This is a genomic window from Actinoplanes sp. URMC 104 (assembly GCF_051386375.1).
In the GTDB taxonomy this organism is placed as follows: domain Bacteria; phylum Actinomycetota; class Actinomycetes; order Mycobacteriales; family Micromonosporaceae; genus Actinoplanes.
In genome coordinates, this window is record NZ_JBPQTO010000002.1 from 663,122 (window position 1) to 680,129 (window position 17,008).

The 17,008-nt window shown below is 71.0% G+C and carries 11 protein-coding genes; 5 read left to right on the forward strand and 6 right to left on the reverse strand.

The features are described 5' to 3' along the window. The first annotated feature begins 121 nt into the window (after positions 1-121). Together ACSNN8_RS04030 and ACSNN8_RS04035 are read left to right on the forward strand one after the other, a co-directional pair. Positions 122-1,399, forward strand: a complete 1,278-nt coding sequence (locus ACSNN8_RS04030; protein WP_436647028.1) for a histidine kinase — start codon at positions 122-124, stop codon at positions 1,397-1,399. Next, positions 1,387-2,028, forward strand: coding sequence for a response regulator (locus ACSNN8_RS04035; protein ID WP_436647029.1), 642 nt, complete (start codon positions 1,387-1,389; stop codon positions 2,026-2,028). The genes ACSNN8_RS04030 and ACSNN8_RS04035 overlap by 13 nt, the downstream gene beginning before the upstream one ends. Positions 2,029-2,032: 4 nt before the next feature. On the opposite strand, the gene ACSNN8_RS04040 is transcribed toward ACSNN8_RS04035, so the two are convergent. Continuing rightward, the gene (locus ACSNN8_RS04040; RefSeq protein ID WP_436647030.1) at positions 2,033-3,700 is read right to left on the reverse strand and encodes a sulfatase-like hydrolase/transferase; all 1,668 of its coding nucleotides are present in this window, start codon (positions 3,698-3,700) and stop codon (positions 2,033-2,035) included. A 51-nt stretch (positions 3,701-3,751) separates the two neighbouring features. Further along, positions 3,752-5,977 (reverse strand): putative bifunctional diguanylate cyclase/phosphodiesterase, encoded by a 2,226-nt coding sequence (locus tag ACSNN8_RS04045; protein ID WP_436647031.1) that lies wholly within the window; start codon positions 5,975-5,977, stop codon positions 3,752-3,754. A gap of 111 nt (positions 5,978-6,088) precedes the next feature. Here ACSNN8_RS04045 and ACSNN8_RS04050 point away from each other — a divergent pair, with 111 nt between their 5' ends. The 3 genes from ACSNN8_RS04050 to ACSNN8_RS04060 all read left to right on the forward strand — a co-directional run bounded on the left by ACSNN8_RS04050 (position 6,089) and on the right by ACSNN8_RS04060 (position 10,432). Next, entirely contained in the window at positions 6,089-6,676 is a 588-nt protein-coding gene (locus ACSNN8_RS04050; protein WP_436647032.1) for a TetR/AcrR family transcriptional regulator, read from the forward strand. Then, a complete protein-coding gene (locus ACSNN8_RS04055; protein WP_436647033.1) occupies positions 6,676-8,412 on the forward strand; it encodes an ABC transporter ATP-binding protein in 1,737 nt (578 codons plus the stop codon). The genes ACSNN8_RS04050 and ACSNN8_RS04055 overlap by 1 nt, the downstream gene beginning before the upstream one ends. 94 nt (positions 8,413-8,506) lie before the next feature. Then, the gene (locus ACSNN8_RS04060; protein WP_436647034.1) at positions 8,507-10,432 is read left to right on the forward strand and encodes an ABC transporter ATP-binding protein; all 1,926 of its coding nucleotides are present in this window, start codon (positions 8,507-8,509) and stop codon (positions 10,430-10,432) included. Here ACSNN8_RS04060 and ACSNN8_RS04065 read toward each other — a convergent pair. The 4 genes from ACSNN8_RS04065 to ACSNN8_RS04080 all read right to left on the reverse strand — a co-directional run bounded on the left by ACSNN8_RS04065 (position 10,429) and on the right by ACSNN8_RS04080 (position 16,956). Further along, the gene (locus ACSNN8_RS04065) at positions 10,429-11,568 is read right to left on the reverse strand and encodes an RNA polymerase sigma factor (RefSeq protein WP_436647035.1); all 1,140 of its coding nucleotides are present in this window, start codon (positions 11,566-11,568) and stop codon (positions 10,429-10,431) included. The two genes, ACSNN8_RS04060 and ACSNN8_RS04065, sit on opposite strands and share 4 nt — an antisense overlap. After that, on the reverse strand, positions 11,565-11,972 hold the full coding sequence (locus ACSNN8_RS04070) for a YciI family protein (RefSeq protein ID WP_436647036.1): 408 nt from the start codon (positions 11,970-11,972) through the stop codon (positions 11,565-11,567). The genes ACSNN8_RS04065 and ACSNN8_RS04070 overlap by 4 nt, the downstream gene beginning before the upstream one ends. A 172-nt stretch (positions 11,973-12,144) precedes the next feature. Next, positions 12,145-15,393, reverse strand: a complete 3,249-nt coding sequence (locus ACSNN8_RS04075) for a Calx-beta domain-containing protein (protein WP_436647037.1) — start codon at positions 15,391-15,393, stop codon at positions 12,145-12,147. A 351-nt stretch (positions 15,394-15,744) separates the two neighbouring features. Continuing rightward, positions 15,745-16,956 (reverse strand): hypothetical protein, encoded by a 1,212-nt coding sequence (locus ACSNN8_RS04080; protein ID WP_436647038.1) that lies wholly within the window; start codon positions 16,954-16,956, stop codon positions 15,745-15,747. Between the last annotated feature and the right edge of the window lie 52 nt (positions 16,957-17,008).

The following is a 17,008-nucleotide window of genomic DNA, read 5'->3' on the forward strand; positions in this document are numbered from 1 at the left end:
TGCCGGGACCGGGACGGGTTGTCCGTGGGGCCGGCAGCCGGTGGGGGGTGAGGTTTTCCGCACCTCCGGGAGGAGGCGGCCCTCATGTCCGCGCGGCGGCGGGGTGTCTACCTTGATCGACGTGATCTCGACAGGAGCCGCCGCGGCGCTGAGTGCCCTGTGGTCGGCGCGTAGCTGGCGCGCCACCGGCCACGTCCTGGTGGGGCTGCCGCTCGGCGTGGCGAGCTTCGCGCTCACCTGCGCCCTGCCGGTCGGTGTCGCCTACAGCGCGGGATGGAGCCTGATCTACGCGCCCGGCGACGACCGGATGGTGACCGCCGCGCTCGTGCTGCTCGCCGTGGTCGTGCCGGTGCCGGCGCTGATGACCGTACGGGGCCTGACCGCGCTGCAACGCCGGCGCTTCCGGGTGTTGCTGGGCGTCGAGATCCCGCCGCCGCCGCGCCACGGCGACCCGCGGCCACACCGGATGCTCCGCGAGCTGGGCACGGCCGACACGTGGCGGCAGGTCGCCTACCACGTGTCAGCGCTGGTCACCGGTGTGCTCGGGGCCGCCTCGGTGGCGGCCTTGTGGCTGGTTCTACCGCTGGTGCTCGCCGGCGTGTGGGACCGCACCGTGGCGCTGACGGTTCTCGCGCCGGCCGCGCTGCTCGCCGCCCCGTGGGTGGCGCGGGGCGCGGCCCGCGCCGACACGGCGGTGGCCCGGGCGCTGCTCGGCCCGAGCCGCAGCGAGGAGCTGTCCGTGCGGGTGGCGACGCTGGCTCGCAGCCGGGCCGACATCATCGCCGCCACCGACGCCGAACGCCGCCGCATCGAACGTGACCTGCACGACGGCGCCCAGCAGCGGCTGGTCTCGCTCGCGATGAACCTGGGCATGGCCCGCGCCACCCTCACCGACACGCCGGAACCCGCCCGGCGGGCCATCGAGGCCGCCCACGACGAAGCCACCCAGGCCCTCGCCGAGCTCCGCGAGTTCGTCCGCGGCCTGCACCCGGCCGTGCTCGACGACCGGGGCCTCGACGCGGCCCTGTCCGGCATCACCGCCCGCGCGCCGCTACCGGTAAGGCTGACCGTCGCCGTGCCGTCGCGCTGCTCACCGGTCATCGAGGCGATCGCCTACTTCGTCGTCTCCGAGGCCCTCACCAACATCGCCAAACACGCCCACGCCAGCCGCGCCGAGGTCACCGTCGAGCGCGTCGCCGACCGGCTCCGCGTCGTCGTCGCCGACGACGGCCGGGGCGGCGCGACCCTCGGCGCCACCCGCGGCCGCCCGGGGGACGGCGACGGCACCGGGCTGCGCGGGCTCGCCCAGCGCGCCGCCTCCGTCGATGGGACCTTCACCCTGCACAGCCCCGCCGGCGGGCCGACGACCATCACCGTGGAGCTGCCGTGCGTGTCGTGATCGCCGAGGACTCGGTCCTGCTCCGGGCGGGGCTGACCAAACTGCTCGCCGACGGTGGGTTCGACGTCGTCGACGCCGTGCCCGACGCCGAGCACCTGCTGCACGCGGTCGCCGAGCACCGCCCCGATCTGGCCCTCGTCGACGTGCGGATGCCGCCCACCCACACCGACGAAGGCATCCGCGCCGCCCTCGTCATCCGCCACCAGTACCCGGCTGTCGCCGTCCTGGTGCTGTCCCAGTACGTCGAGGAGCGGTACGCCACCGACCTGCTGTCCGTCCGGACCAGCGGCGTCGGATACCTGCTCAAGGACCGCGTCGCCCACGTGTCCGACTTCCTCGACGCCCTGCGGCGGGTCGCCGCCGGAGGAACCGTCCTCGACCCCGACGTCGTCGCCCAGCTGCTCGTGCGCCGCCGCACCGACCCCCTCGACCGCCTCACCCCCCGCGAGGCGCAGGTGCTGCGGCTGATGGCCGAGGGCCGCTCCAACAGTGGCATCGTCGACGCCCTGAAGGTCAGCCACAGCGCGGTCGAGAAGTACGTCAGCAGCATCCTCGCCAAACTCGACCTGCCCCACACCGACACCGACCACCGCCGGGTCCTCGCCGTCCTGAAGTTCCTGCGCGCCTGAGCGTTCAGTGCGGCTGCGCCTGGGGGCTGTAGGCCGCGAGGAACCGGTCGCGGAACTCGTTCATCGGCCAGACCGGCGCGCCCGGGTCGGGGGTGAGCCCGGCGGTCCAGTTCCACGACGCGACGCGGTCGAGCACCTTCGGATCCTTGGCGACGATGGTGACGGGCACGTCGTGGCCGGCGGTGGCGCCGACGACGACGGGGGCGGGCTGGTGGTCGCCCAGCAGGACGACCACGAGGTTGTCGTCGGCGTACTTCCCGACGTACGAGAGCAGGCTGTCGAGCGAGTAGGCGATGGACCCGGCGTACGCCTGCTTGACCTTCGCGCCGTCGGCGAGCAGCACCTGCGGGCTCTGGGTGCCGTTGGTCTGCCCGTGGTAGACCGAGCCGTCGCCGATCCGGTCCCACGGCAGCATCGTCGGCGTCGGCGTCCACGGGGTGTGGCTGGAGGTGAGCGTCACCTCGGCGAGCAGCGGGCCGTGCTTGCGGCCGAACTCGAAGTCGTGCACCTGCTTCATGACGAACTGGTCGGGCATCGGTGACCAGCTCATGGCCGGGCCGTGGTAGCCGAGCGTATGCGAGTCGTAGACCTGGTCGTAGCCGTAGAAGTCGGCCTCCGGCCACGCGTACGTCACGCCGGGCTCGAAGCCGGTGGTGCGGTAGCCGGCGCGCTTGAACGCGGAGGTCAGCGTCAGCCGGTCGGTGGCGACGAGGCTGCGGTAGCGGTTCTGGTTGTCGATCCACAGCCCGGACAGGAACGTGGAGTGCGCCAGCCAGCTGCCGCCGCCGAAGGTGGGCGAGGTCAGGAAGCCGCTGCGCGCCGCGAAGCCCTTCGCTGCGAGCTTCTGCTGCTGGGAGCGCAGCTGCTCGACGACGGGGGTGTTGAACGCGGGGTTCTCGAGGGCGTCGCGGCCGTAGCTCTCGACGAAACCGATGATCACGTCCTTGCCGCGCAGCGCGCCGAGCATCCGGTCGCCGGGCACGGTGCGGTACGCGTCGTCGCGCACCTCGCGCGCGAAGTCCTTGCGGTCCTGGATGTCCCTGGGCACCGCGAGCACCGTGTCGCGGGCCAGGTCGGCGGCGCTCTGGCTGGCGACCGGGATGCCGCCGACCAGCTGGAAGCTCATCACCGCGAGCGTGACCCAGGCGGCGGAGAGCGTGACCACGCCGCCGCGGACCAGGCGCGGGTGCGCGGGCAGCAGCCGGCTGAGCCGCCGTACGGCGTACGTCATCGTCACCACTGTCACCACCGCGAGCAGCACCGCGCCGGCGGCGGCCCCGATCGCGCCGGCCCTGCCGATCGCGCTGGTGAGGAAGTTGTAGCCGTCCTTGAGCAGCGTCCAGTCGAGCACCGGGTCGAACTGGCGGGCCAGCACGGCGAAGAAGCCGATGTCGATGATCTTCAGCACGGTGAGGACGCCCAGCACCGCGCCGAGCACGGTGGCCGTCACGCGGCGCGCCCGGTCGGGCAGCGCCAGCAGCAGCGCGACGGCGGCGAGGCCCTCGATCGGCACCCGGACCAGCGCCTTGCCCCAGAAGTTGCCCGGTGGCAGGCGGGTGATCTGGTCGGGCAGCACCAGCGCGAGGATGACGAGGAGGGCGGCGAGGACGGTGACCACCGCCGCGCCGATCCGGCGTACGTTCTTGTTGACCGACACTGGGCGTTTCCTCACCGCTGGATTACATACCTGCCACCAGGTACACGCCGGTGCGGGGTCCCGGGTTCAGCCCGCGGTGGAGACGGCACTCACGCCGTCGAGCAGCGCGCCGATGTCGGCGGGGCTCGCGGGCCGGCCGAACAGGTAGCCCTGGCCGTGGTCGATGCCGATGCGGCGCAGCGTCGTCCACTGGGCGTCGGTCTCGATGCCCTCGGCCACGGTCTGCATCTTGAGCGCCTGGCCGAGCCCCGCCACCGCGTCGACCAGCGCCACGTCGTCGGCGTCGGTGTCCACCTCGTCGACGAACGTCTTGTCGATCTTGATGACGTCGACCGGGAGCTGCTTGAGGTAGCTCAGCGAGGAGTAGCCGGTGCCGAAGTCGTCGATCGCCAGCCGTACGCCCAGCTCGCGCAGCGCCTGCAGGGTGCGCTTGGCGGTGTCGATGTCCTCCATGAGCATCGACTCGGTGATCTCGAGGGTGAGCGAGGCGGGGTCGATGCCGGCGTCGCGCAGGGCCGCGGCGACGTCGTCCACCAGGCCGGCGTACTGGAACTGGCGGGCCGACAGGTTGACGTTGACCTTGAGTTGCGCGGCGGCCGGGGAGGCGGCGCGCCATCGGGCGAGCTGCTCGCAGGCCTCGCGCAGCACCCACCGGCCCAGCGGCACGATCAGCCCGTTGGCCTCGGCGGCGGCGATGAAGTGGTACGGGCCGAGCAGCCCGTCGCGCGGGTGCTCCCAGCGCACCAGCGCCTCGACCGAGGTGACGCTCTGCGTCTGCATGTCGACGACCGGCTGGTAGAGCACCACGAACTCGTCGTGCTCCAGCGCGTGCTCCAGGTCGCTGCGCAGCTGCGCCTCCTCGAGCACCGACATCGTCATGGTGGGGTCGAAGATGGCGTAGCCGTTGCGGCCGGCCCGCTTGGCGGCGTACATGGCCAGGTCGGCGTTGCCCAGCAGGTGGTCGGCGCAGACCTTGCCGTGCTCGGTGCGCCCGCACGGCAGCGAGCTGGCGATGCCGATGCTCAGCGAGCAGGTGACGTCGCGGCTGGCCAGGCGCACCGGTTCGCGGACCGCGCGCAGCAGCCGCTCGGCCAGCGCGGCCGCGTCGCCGGGCTCGAGGTCGTGCATGAGGATGGCGAACTCGTCGCCGCCGAGCCGGGCGAGCACGTCGGAGGGGCGCACGTGCCGGCGCAGGCGGTCGGCGATCGTGGTCAGCAGCTCGTCGCCGGCGCTGTGCCCGAGGTTGTCGTTGACCAGCTTGAAGTCGTCGAGGTCGAGCAGCAGCACGGTGACCGGCCGGCCCTCGTTCGCGCAGACGTCCTCCTCGAGCCGCCGGCGGAACAGCGCGCGGTTGGGCATCCCGGTGAGCGAGTCCGTGTACGCCTGCAGGTGCAGCTTCTCCTCCAGCGCGCGGCGGGCGCCGATGTCGCGCAGGCTCACCACCGCGGACTGGATGTCCGGGTCGTCGATCCAGTTGGTGGCGAGCACGTCGACGGCGGTCCACTCGCCGTCAGCGGCGCGCAGCCGCGACTCGCCGCGCAGGCTCTGCCCGACGGGCACCGCGAACAGCCTCGCGAAGAACTGCTCCACCTGCTCCTGCCGGTCCTCGGGCAGCAGGCTGCCGACGGGCCGGCCCGCCAGCGCCCGGCGCGGGATGCCGAGCAGCTGCTGCACCGAGTCGGTGGCGTACGTGATCCGCAGGTCCCGGCCGACCGCGATCACCGCGTCGGCCGAGGCGGCGAGCATCGTCTCGGCCCGGTGCTCGGCGGCCTGGCGGCGGTCGTCCAGCGAGCGGCGGCTGCGGGCGTAGACCGCGGTGAGCCCGACCGCGCAGCCCATCATCGCGACCAGCACGAACGTCGTGCCCAGGTCCGCGCCGGCGCGCACGGGCAGCAGCACGGCGTACCCGCCGACCGCCGTCACGCCGAGCAGGATGACGAACCGGGGCGACCACAGCGCTGCCGCGGTGACCACCAGCAGCACGGCGGCGGGCACGTACAGCATCCAGCCGTCCGGATCCACCCAGCCGAACAGCAGCATCACCGGCACCTCGCCGAGCCACCAGATCCGCAGCAGGCGCCGCTTGCGCCCGTCGCGCACCAGGCGGGCCCAGGGCAGCGGGAACACGCAGACCTGCGCGAGCACCGCCAGCATCACCGGGATCACCCACCAGCGCGAGTCCGGCGCCCAGCTCAGCGCGATCCGGATCCCGCCGATCGCGGTCATCACGGCCGCGATGCCGGTACCGATGCGCAGCTGGCGCGCCCAGTACTCCGCAGTGTGATCGTCCATCTCGAGTCGCCGCACGAGCGCTGAGATCGTCCTCCCGGACGGCAACCTGAGCGAAACCCCATGACAAATGTCAGTGGATGAGTGAGCGCTCGCTCAGTAGAGTCTGCTCTCGTGGAGAAGCGCAGACGCGTGCGGGCGCTGGCGCCCGAGGAACGCCGGGCGGCACTGATCGCCGCGACCATCCCGCTGCTGCACGAGCACGGGGTCGACGTCAGCACGCGGCAGATCGCCGAGGCCGCGGGCGTGGCCGAGGGCACGATCTTCGGCGTGTTCGAGACCAAGACGTCGCTGGTGGTGTGCTCGGTCATCAAGGCGCTCGACCCGCAGCCGACGCTCGACGCGCTGGCCGCGATCGACCGCTCGCTGCCGCTGCGCGACCGGCTGGTCCGGGCGGCCGAGCTGCTGCACGCGCGGTTCTCCGAGAACGCCCAGATCATGACGGCCGCCCGCAAGCTCGTGCTGACCGGCGACGCCTCCGGGCAGATGCTCGCGAACCGCGAGACCCTGCACGCCGCGCTGACCGACGTGATCGCCGCGGACGGCGCGCAGCTGAGGCGCACGCCGGCGGCCGTGGCGTCGCTGCTGCTGCTGTTCTGCGGCGCCAACACGTACGGGCCGTTCGGCGACCCGGACAACTTCAGTGGCGAGGAGACCGTCTCCCTGCTGCTCGACGGACTGCTCATCCGACGGGGGAACTAGTGCTCATCCAGCTGCTCCGGGGCGCGTTGCGGCCCTACCGGCGCGACATCGGCCTCGTCGTGCTGTTCCAGCTCGTGCAGACCATGGCCACGCTCTACCTGCCGACGCTCAACGCCGACATCATCGACAAGGGCGTGGTGGTGGGCGACACCGGCTACGTCATGCGGGTCGGCGGCTGGATGCTGGCCGTCACGCTGGCCCAGATCGCCGCGCAGGTGGTCGCGGTGTACTTCGGCGCCCGTACGGCCATGGCGGTCGGCCGCGACGTGCGCGCGTCGATCTTCGGGCGGGTGCAGGAGTTCTCCGCCCGCGAGGTGGGCCAGTTCGGCGCGCCCTCGCTGATCACCCGCACCACCAACGACGTGCAGCAGATCCAGATGCTGGTGCTGATGACGTTCACGCTGATGGTGTCGGCGCCGATCATGTGCGTCGGCGGCATCGTGCTGGCGCTGCGGCAGGACGTGCCGCTCTCCGCGCTGCTGCTGGTCATCGTGCCGGTCCTGGTCACCACGGTCGGCCTGATCATCGTGCGGATGCGGCCGCTGTTCCGCTCGATGCAGAAGCGCATCGACCGGGTCAACCGGGTCATGCGCGAGCAGATCACCGGCATCCGGGTGATCCGCGCGTTCGTCCGCGACGAGCGCGAGCAGGCCCGCTACGAGGAGTCCAACGCCGACCTCACCGACGTGTCGCTGCGGGCCGGCAAGCTGATGGCGCTGATGTTCCCGACGGTCATGCTGATCGTGAACCTGTCCAGCGTCGCGGTGCTGTGGTTCGGCGGGCACCGCATCGACTCCGGCGCGATGCAGGTCGGCGCGCTGACGGCGTTCCTCAGCTACCTCATGCAGATCCTCATGTCGATCATGATGGCGACGTTCATGTTCGTGATGATCCCGCGGGCGGAGGTGTGCGCCGAGCGGATCGAGGAGGTGCTCGGCACCGAGTCGAGCGTCGTCCCGGCTGCGGACCCGGTCACCGCGGTCACCCAGCACGGCCGGCTCGACCTGCAGGGGGTCGGCTTCCACTACCCCGGCGCCGAGGTGCCCGTGCTCGGCGGCATCGACCTGGTCGCCCGGCCCGGCGAGGTCACCGCGATCATCGGCAGCACGGGCAGCGGCAAGACCACGCTGCTCAACCTGGTGCCGCGGCTGTTCGACGCGACCGAGGGGCGGGTGCTGGTCGACGGCGTCGACGTGCGCGACCTCGACGGGGCGCTGCTGTCGCGGCTGGTCGGGCTGGTTCCGCAGCGGCCCTACCTGTTCTCGGGCACGGTCGCCTCCAACCTGCGGTACGGCAACCCCGGCGCGACCGACGACGACCTGTGGCGCGCGCTCGAGATCGCCCAGGCGCGCGACTTCGTCGAACGGATGGAGGGCGGCCTCGACGCGCCGATCGCGCAGGGCGGCACCAACGTGTCGGGCGGCCAGCGCCAGCGGCTGGCGATCGCCCGGGTGCTCGTGCACCGGCCCGAGATCTACCTGTTCGACGACTCGTTCTCGGCGCTCGACTACGCCACCGACGCGGCGCTGCGGTCGGCGCTCACCGAGCACATCGCCGACGCCACCGTGGTGATCGTCGCCCAGCGGGTGAGCACCATCCGCGACGCCGACCGGATCGTCGTGCTCGACGACGGCCGGGTCGCCGGCACGGGCACGCACGCCGACCTCATGGACACCAACCCGACGTACCGGGAAATCGTTTTGTCGCAGCTCACGGCTCAGGAGGCCGCGGCATGAGCGACTGCACCGGAGTAAGCGAAGCGGCCGTAGGGCCAGGAGAGCATGCCCAGGAGGCTCAGTCATGACCGCGCCCGCCCGGGGTCCCCGTCCGATGGGCGGCCCTCCCGCCGTACGCATGATGGCCGGACCCGCCCCCACCGAGAAGCTCCAGGACTTCAAGGGCTCCACCAAGCGCCTGCTCGGGCTGCTGCGGCCGCAGCGGCTGCTGGTCGGCTTCGTCGTGCTCGCCGGCGCGGTCAGTGTGACGCTCTCGGTGATCGGCCCCTACCTGCTCGGCCACGCCACCGACGTGATCTTCGCCGGCGTGATCGGCCGGATGTTCGGCGCCGACCTGACCAAGCCCGAGGTGGTCGCCGGGCTGCGCGCCCGCGGCGACGACACCCAGGCCGACCTGATCGCCTCGGTGGACTTCACGCCCGGCCGCGGCATCGACTTCGACCGGCTGGGACACGTGCTGGCCTGGGTCGCGCTGGTCTACGTGCTGGCGTGGGTGTTCGGCGTGCTGCAGGGCCGGCTCACCGCCCACGTCGTGCAGACCGCCGTCTACCGCCTGCGGCAGGACGTCGAGGCGAAGCTGTCGCGCCTGCCGCTGTCGTACTTCGACCAGCAGCCGCGCGGCGAGGTGCTGAGCCGGGCCACCAACGACACCGACAACATCGCGCAGACCCTGCAGCAGTCGTTCGCGCAGCTCATCACCGCGCTGCTGACGATCGTCGGGGTGCTCGGCGCGATGTTCTGGATCTCGCCGCTGCTCGCGCTGATCGCGCTGGTCACCGTCCCGGTGTCGTTCTTCGTGACCACGGCGGTCGGCAAGCGCTCGCAGCCCAACTTCGTGGCGCAGTGGGCCACCACCGGCAAGCTCAACGGCCACATCGAGGAGATGTTCACCGGGCACTCGCTGGTCAAGGTGTTCGGCCGGCAGGACGAGGCCGCCGAGGTGTTCCGCGAGCACAACGACAAGCTGTACGCCTCGTCGTTCCGTGCGCAGTTCATCAGCGGGCTGATCCAGCCGGCCATGATGTTCATCAGCAACCTCAACTACGTGCTCGTCGCGGTCGTCGGCGGTCTGCGGGTCGCCTCCGGCTCGCTGTCGCTGGGCGAGGTGCAGGCGTTCATCCAGTACTCGCGCCAGTTCAGCCAGCCCCTGACCCAGGTCGCGTCGATGGCCAACCTGATCCAGTCCGGCGTCGCGTCGGCCGAGCGGGTGTTCGCGCTGCTCGACGCGCCCGAGCAGTCCGCCTCTCCCCCGCCGGTCGACCTCGGGCGGGTCCGCGGCGAGATCGCGTTCGAGAACGTGTCGTTCCGCTACGTGCCGGACAAGCCGCTGATCACGGATCTGAGCCTGCGCGTCGCGCCGGGGCAGACCGTGGCGATCGTCGGCCCCACGGGCGCCGGTAAGACCACGCTGGTGAACCTGCTGATGCGGTTCTACGACGTGGACTCCGGCCGGATCACGCTGGACGGCGTCGACATTGCCACCATGCCGCGCGAGCAGCTGCGCGAGACGATCGGCATGGTGCTGCAGGACACGTGGCTCTTCGGCGGGACCATCGCGGAGAACATCGCGTACGGGGCCGACTCCTTCGACATGGCCGCCGTGGAGCGCGCCGCCTCGGCGGCCCACGTCGACGCCTTCTGCCGGATGCTGCCGGACGGCTACGACACCGTGATCGACGAGGAGGGCTCCAACGTCAGCGCCGGGCAGAAGCAGCTGATCACGATCGCGCGGGCGTTCCTGGCCGAGCCCTCGATCCTGATCCTCGACGAGGCGACGAGCTCGGTCGACACCCGTACGGAGGTGCTGATCCAGCGGGCGATGGCCACGCTGCGCGAGGGGCGGACGTCGTTCGTGATCGCGCACCGGCTGTCGACGATCCGCGACGCCGACGTGATCCTGGTGATGGAGAACGGCGCGATCGTCGAGCAGGGCACCCACGACTCGCTGATCGCCGCGGGTGGCGCCTACGCGCGGCTGTACTCGGCGCAGTTCGCCCAGGCGGTCGCGGAGGTCGATTAGCCGGCCTTGTGGCGGGCGTTCAGCCGGGCTGCCTGGCGGGTCAGGTGGTCGCGTTCGGCCAGGTTGGGCGCCTTGCGGGCGGCCTCGGCGTACAGCCGGGCCGCCCGCGCCACGTCGCCGTCACGTTCGTGCAGGTGGGCCGCCACCGCCGTGTGGCGCGGCAGCGAGTCGTCCAGCTCGGCGAGCGCGGCCAGCCCGGCGCGCGGCCCGTCGGCCTCCCCCACGGCGACCGCGCGGTTGAGCCGCACGACCGGGCTGTCGGTGAAGCGCAGCAGCTCGTCGTACCACTCCACGATCTGCACCCAGTCGGTCCGCGCCGCGTCCGGCGCGTCGGCGTGCAGCGCCGCGATGGCCGCCTGCGCCTGGTACTCGCCCAGCCGGTCACGGGCCAGCGCCGCCTGCAGGATCTCCACCCCCTCCGCGATCAGCGCGGTGTCCCACCGGCCACGGTCCTGCTCGGCCAGCGGCACCAGGCTGCCGTCGGGCGCCGTACGGCTGTCGCGGCGCGCGTGGTGCAGCAGCATCAGCGCCAGCAGCCCCGCCGCCTCCGGATGGTCGGTCATGGTCGCGAGCTGCCGGGCCAGCCGGATCGCCTCGGCCGCGAGGTCGACGTCGCCGCTGTAGCCCTCGTTGAACACCAGGTAGAGCACCCGCAGCACGGTGGCGACGTCCCCGGGCTGGTCCAGCCGTACGCCCGAGACCGTCCGCTTGGCGCGGCTGATGCGCTGCGCCATGGTCGCCTCCGGCACCAGGTAGGCGTCGGCGATCTGCCGCGTGGTGAGCCCGCCGACCGCGCGCAGCGTGAGCGCGACCGCGGACGACGGCGTCAGCGACGGGTGCGCGCACAGGAAATACAGCATCAGCGTGTCGTCCGCCGACGACGCGGGCCCCGGCTGCGGCTGCTCGTCGACGAGGTCCTCGCGCCGGCGGCGGGCCGCGTCCGCCCGGACCGCGTCGAGGAACCTGCGCCAGGCCACCCGTACGAGCCAGGCCTTCGGATCCCGCGGCGGGTCGGCCGGCCACACCCGCAGCGCCTCGAGCAGCGCGTCCTGCACGGCGTCCTCGGCCGCCGCGAAGTCGGCTCCGCGGCGGACGAGGACCCCGATCACGCTCGGGGTGAGCTCGCGGTAGTTCATTCCGTGACGGTCGGCGGCAACGTCAGGAACGGCCGCAGCTCCAGCCACTCGTGGATCGGCTTGCCGCCCGCGCCCGGAGCCGCCGACAGCTCCCCCGCCACCTCGAGGGCGCGCTCGTAGCTGTCCACGTCGATCACCATCCACCCGGCGATCAGATCCTTGGTCTCGGCGAACGGCCCGTCCGTGACCGGCGGGCGGCCCTCCCCGTCGTACCGGACGAACGTGCCCTCCGGCGCAAGCGCCTGCCCGTCGACGAACTCCCCCGTCTTCTCCAGCCGCGCCGACCAGTCCTGCATGTACTGCATGTGCGCCGAGATCTCCTCGGGCGTCCACTTGTCCATCGGCACGTTGTTCACCGCCGCCGGGGCGCCGCGGTAGTGCTTCAGGATCAGGTACTTGGCCATGGCGTGTCTCCCTCGGTGTCGCGGCCCATTGTGGCCGCGTTCGCACCGGGGACGGAGCCCGCCGGACGTTCTCGACATCGTTCCCGGACTTTTTCCCGGGATTTCTTCCGGACATGGCGACGGGGGCGGCCAGATGGCCGCCCCCGCCTTCGTTACGTCAGGTGGTGCTTACTTACTTGACCGTGGTCCGCGTCTGAGCGGTGAAGGCCGGCAGGGTGCCCTTGCCAGGCTCGCCGCCAACCCAGGCCCGCAGGACGACCGAGCTGCCCGAGGCGAACTTCTGGCCGACCCGGTAGACCCCGTCCGCACCGGTCTTGCCGCTGCGGATGGTCACCCAGCCGCCGTTCTTCCACTGCTGCACAGCGGCGGTCTGGCCGGCCCACGCGGGGTTGCCCTTGACGCCGAGGTTCAGCTGGCCCTTGGTGCTGGTGGAAACCACGAAGATCGGCTTCTGCGTCATCCAGACGACGGCCTCGCCCGACTTCATCTCCTGCGAGAGAACCGCGAAGCGGTAGCCCGTGGAGATGGAGCGCTCGAACCAGTAGTAGCCGTCCTCATCCGCAGTGTCCGTGTCAAGCGGCTTGAGAGCGCCGCTACCGACCGCGCCACCCCAGAGCTCAACCTTCGCACCCGGGGCGACGATGCCCTCGACCTCAACGGTCGATGGACCGGTCACCTTGGCCGGGGCCTTGATGGTGGGCTTGGGGGCCTCACCGGGCTCCTCGCCGCCCGGTTCCTCACCGGAGCCGCCGTCGCTGGCCGCGATGGTCACCTCGCCGGTGCTCTTGGTCACGGCCGCGCCGGACGGACCCGGAGTTCCCAGCTTGACGAAGAAGCTCTCCGCACCCTCTTCGCTGCTGTCGTTGAGGATCGGAACGTTGATGGACTTCGTCGTCTCGCCCGGCGGCAAGGTCAGCGTGCCACGCGTGGCGGTGTAGTCCTGACCGGCCTTGGCGCTGCCGTCCACCGTCCAGTACGGGATGGTGACCGTCTGCGTGGTGCTGGTGGCGTCTCCGTTGACCGAGAGATCCACGTGCACGTCGACCGATCCCTCGTCCTCCTGGATCGTTTCGTCGCGGATGGCCGCCGACGGCGGGAGATCACCCGGGTCGTCGTTGATCCGGTACGTGCCGGTGCCGGTCGTGAACCCGGTCAGTGTGGAGGTGCTCTCCGTCGCGGAGACGGTGAACGACTCGGTGGGCTCGTCGATGTTGTCCGGCAGCAGATAGATGTCGGCCATGTCGGCGAGCGGCGGCGTGGTGTCGGCGAAGGTCCGTCCCGTCTCACCCCGAGCCACACTGAGGCTTGGGATCGTCGTGGCATCGAAATCCGTGCCGGACGTCGCAGCATCGGCGCCTGATCCGGCAACCGCGAAAGCGACGGTGTACGGGTACTGCGAGACACCGGTGACGGTGCCCGAGATGCGCAGCGTGGTGCCCTCCGAACCCGAGGTCGGGTTGAAGACCATTGTCGGCGCCACGTCGTCACCCTGGATCGTCAAGGTCGACGTGTGCTGGGAGCCGACCGGGACGGTCGCGTTGACGTTCGCGCTGCCCGCCGAGATGCTGGACACGGAAACCGTGGCCGTCTCGTCGTGCTCGTAAACCGTGTCGCCGTTGACCGGGATCTCGAGGTAGCCGGTGGTGCTGCCGGCCGGGATGGTGACCGTCGCGTTGGTGGCCGCGTCATAGTCGTTGCCGCCCGCGTTCGTGCCGGTGCCCGTGCCGGCTTCGCTGGTGGTCACGTCGGTGAGCGCAGCGGTCGCGAAGGAGACGTCGACGTTGGTCGGGCCGCTCAGCGTGAACGGCACACGCGCGACGGTGACACCCGCGTTGCCCTCCATCACCGCCACATTGCCGACAGTCCAGGTCGGCTTGACATCGTCCGTGTCGGTGATGGTGATCGTCTGGGCTCCGAGGCTACCGGTCGCCACCGAGTTGTTCGGGCTCGACAGCACGACGGTGAACGTCTCGTCCGGCGACTCGTACGTGGTGTCGCCGACGATGGTGACCGGAATCTTGCCGGTGGTGGAGCCGGCCGGGATAGTGATGCTTCCCGCGGTCCCCCGGTAGTCAGTGCCCGCCGTGGCGGTGCCACCGGTGAAGGTGTAGTTGATCTTCACCGGGATCGACGAGGTGGAGCCGAGCGTCACCGTGATCTCGCGCGCCGCCTCACCGCTATTGCCCTCGGCGAAGTTAGCCGGGGACAGAGCCGCGGTCGGCGCCGGCTCGTTGTCGTTGATCCCGCCGGTCGCGGTGACCGTCGTGCCGAGAGTGGCGTTGACCGGGTTGCTGATGGTGGCCGACAGCGACTCAGGGCTGCTTTCCACCGCCGTGTCGTTGGTGGTGGTGACCGACGCGAGGGCGAGGGTCGCCGTGGGCGCGAACGTCACCGTGCTGTTGGTGAGGGCCGTGTAGTCGGAACCCGCCGTCGCGCCGTAAGTGGTGTCGGTGTCGACCCCGTTGGCCGTCGACACGTCCACGCTCACCGGCTTCTCGGAACGGCCGGTCAAAGTCAGCGGGAACACCAACGGGTTACCCTCTACCGCCACCCCGGCGCCGCCGATGTTCACAGCCGGCGTGGCGTCGTCGTCCTGGATGTTGATTCGGACGGTTCCGGTGCCCGGGACCACGGTGGCGCCAGTGGCGCTCCCGGCCGTGACGTCGAAGTACTGCGTCGGATCCTCGTCGAGCGCGTCGTCGGTGATGGTGACGGTCGTCGAACCGCTGACATCGCCGGCGTTAATGGTGATGTTGGTGGCGTTCAAAGCCGTGAAGTCACGGTTCGCGGCGACCGCAGCAGTTGAGTTCGCCGTCCCGTCTACGGTGCTCACGGGGATGGTGACGTTGTGCGTCGAGGGCGCGGTCAGCGTCGCCGTGATCGTCACAGTCTTCGCGGTCGGCGACCCACCTTGTGTCGTCGGCGGGTTGACGGTCTCGGCGACCGAGGTGGTCGACGCCGAGAGCGCGAAACTCGGGAAGTCGTCCGTGATGGTCGCCGTGCCCGACGTGGTGTCGTTCGCATCGCTGGCGTTAACTGCCGTCAGGTCGAACGTCTCGTTCGACTCGGCCGTGGTGTCCGCCGTGGTGGCCACGGTGACCGTCGCGGTGCCCGCGCCGGTAAAGGCCACGGAAGTGGTCGAGGAGCCGTTGCGGTTGATCGTGTTCGTGTAGTCGGTCCCGTTGGTAGCCGAACCCCCAGCGAGGGACAGGTTGTAGGTCGCTGCCGAGCTTCCGGTGTACGTCAACGTGAAGCTAGCGGTGCCGCCTTCGGCCACGGTCACAGCGCCGATGCTCAGGACGGTCGACGTCGCCTGCGCGGGCGAACCGACCATCACAGCAGGGACAAGGGCGGCGGCCGAGGCTGCAACGGCTGCCAAAGCCGTGCGAGCCCGCGAAGGCCCCCACAGCGCGAACGGCACCCGCGATCGCGGCGCCGCTTCGTTCGGTCGATAACGCATTGTCTTCCTAACTCCTTCGGCGGCTGGGCTACCTCCGGCGGGAGGCCCTGGCTTTGCGTCCCGCCTCGCGACGGTTCTGCTGTTCGGGTACCGCACCGACGGGCGGGCTCAGGGTGCCGGCTACACCGGCCTGAGCAGCGTGAAAGCCGAGAAAGATCCGGCTCCTCGCCTTCCGTAATCTAACCGGCCTATCGCCTCGTTACCGGCGGAACGCTTATTTCGGATCAAATCGACCTAACGGCTCAACCGAACCCGCCCGAACGCGCTCGCAGGGCGGCCGGCCAGCCGAAACCCAAACGTGCGGAGCGGGGACTAGGCAGCCGTGCGACGGCGGCGGAGAGCGGCGGCAAGGACCCACGGGAAGGCGCCGACGGCGAGGAACAGCGTCAGCAACGGCAACCGCCACCAGGTGGAGAGAACACGGGGCGGCGGGGGCGAGCCCTCAGCGACCCAGGGCCGCGCTGACTTCGACCAAGCCAGGAAAGCGTCGCCGATGGGGGCGGCCCCGAAGGCGTACCGCTTGCTCCAGGGAGTGGAGACCGGCAAGCCCGCCACCTCGCCGAACTGAGCCAGCCCGTCGGCCAGGGACTCGTCGCCGTTCAGCTTGGCTGCGCCGATGGTTACGGCGGTGGCGGAGAGGCTTGTGCCCAGCACCAGAGGGCCCGAGTCGACGTTTGAGGGGCCGTTGACGCCGGTGGGGTGCTCGCGCACGGTGGGGCCCAGACCTAGAGGCGCGGAGAGGAACCACGTACGGAAGCGGGTGTACTGCACGCGGGCGAAAGCAGGGTCGATCTCGGGCAGGAAGCGGTTGATCAAGCTCTGGGAAGTGCCCTGCGCGCCGGAGGTGGGTGAGCCGGTCGAGGGGTCGGCGGTGTGCGGGATCAGCTGGGTGGCGGGGTCGAGACGGGCCTCGACGTTGGCGAGCCAGCGGATCACGGTGATGTCGAACTGGGGAGAAGCGGGGGTCAGCAGCTTGTCGTGCAGGCGCAGCGACGCGATGGCGACGGTGGAGTCGACGGGCCACGCCTGGCCGGGGTAGGACTCGAGGAAGGGTGTGGGCGAGGCGTCGAAGGCGGCGGCGATGGCGGCGGCATCGGAGGAGAAGGCGGCGACCTCGGCGGGATCGCGGGAAGCAGTGGGCTGCAGCGAGAGGATGCCGCCGCGGAGCCAGTTGACCCAGCCGCGGTAGAAGACGCCGTACTGCAGGGGCATGTCGCCGGTGAAGGGGGCACGGCCGGCGTCCGACACGAGGTGCGAGAGGGCCCAGCGGGCGGCGGCAAGGTCGCGCTGGTCGACGGCGGTGAGGCCGTAGAGGGCGTACGAGAAGAAGTAGCCCTCGGGGAAAAGCTCCTGCGCGTCCTCGGCGGACCCGGCCTCGAGCCGGTCACGGAGAAAGGCCAATTGACGCCGTACGCCGGGGTCGCCGTCGGCGGGCGTGACGAGCCGGACCGTCGCGAGGGCCGCGGCGGCGCTGATCGCCACCGCCAGGAGCAGCCGCAGGATCTTGCCCACCGGTCGAGCCACCGGATGAGCTTAGACAGCGCGAACAAACGGGGAGTTATCCCCGAATCCATGT

Coding starts and splice junctions, on each gene's coding strand:
- ACSNN8_RS04045 (WP_436647031.1), bottom strand. CDS start 5,977: ATGGACGATCACACTGCGGAGTACTGGGCGCGCCAGCTGCGCATCGGT.
- ACSNN8_RS04060 (WP_436647034.1), top strand. CDS start 8,507: ATGGGCGGCCCTCCCGCCGTACGCATGATGGCCGGACCCGCCCCCACC.
- ACSNN8_RS04065 (WP_436647035.1), bottom strand. CDS start 11,568: ATGAACTACCGCGAGCTCACCCCGAGCGTGATCGGGGTCCTCGTCCGC.
- ACSNN8_RS04070 (WP_436647036.1), bottom strand. CDS start 11,972: ATGGCCAAGTACCTGATCCTGAAGCACTACCGCGGCGCCCCGGCGGCG.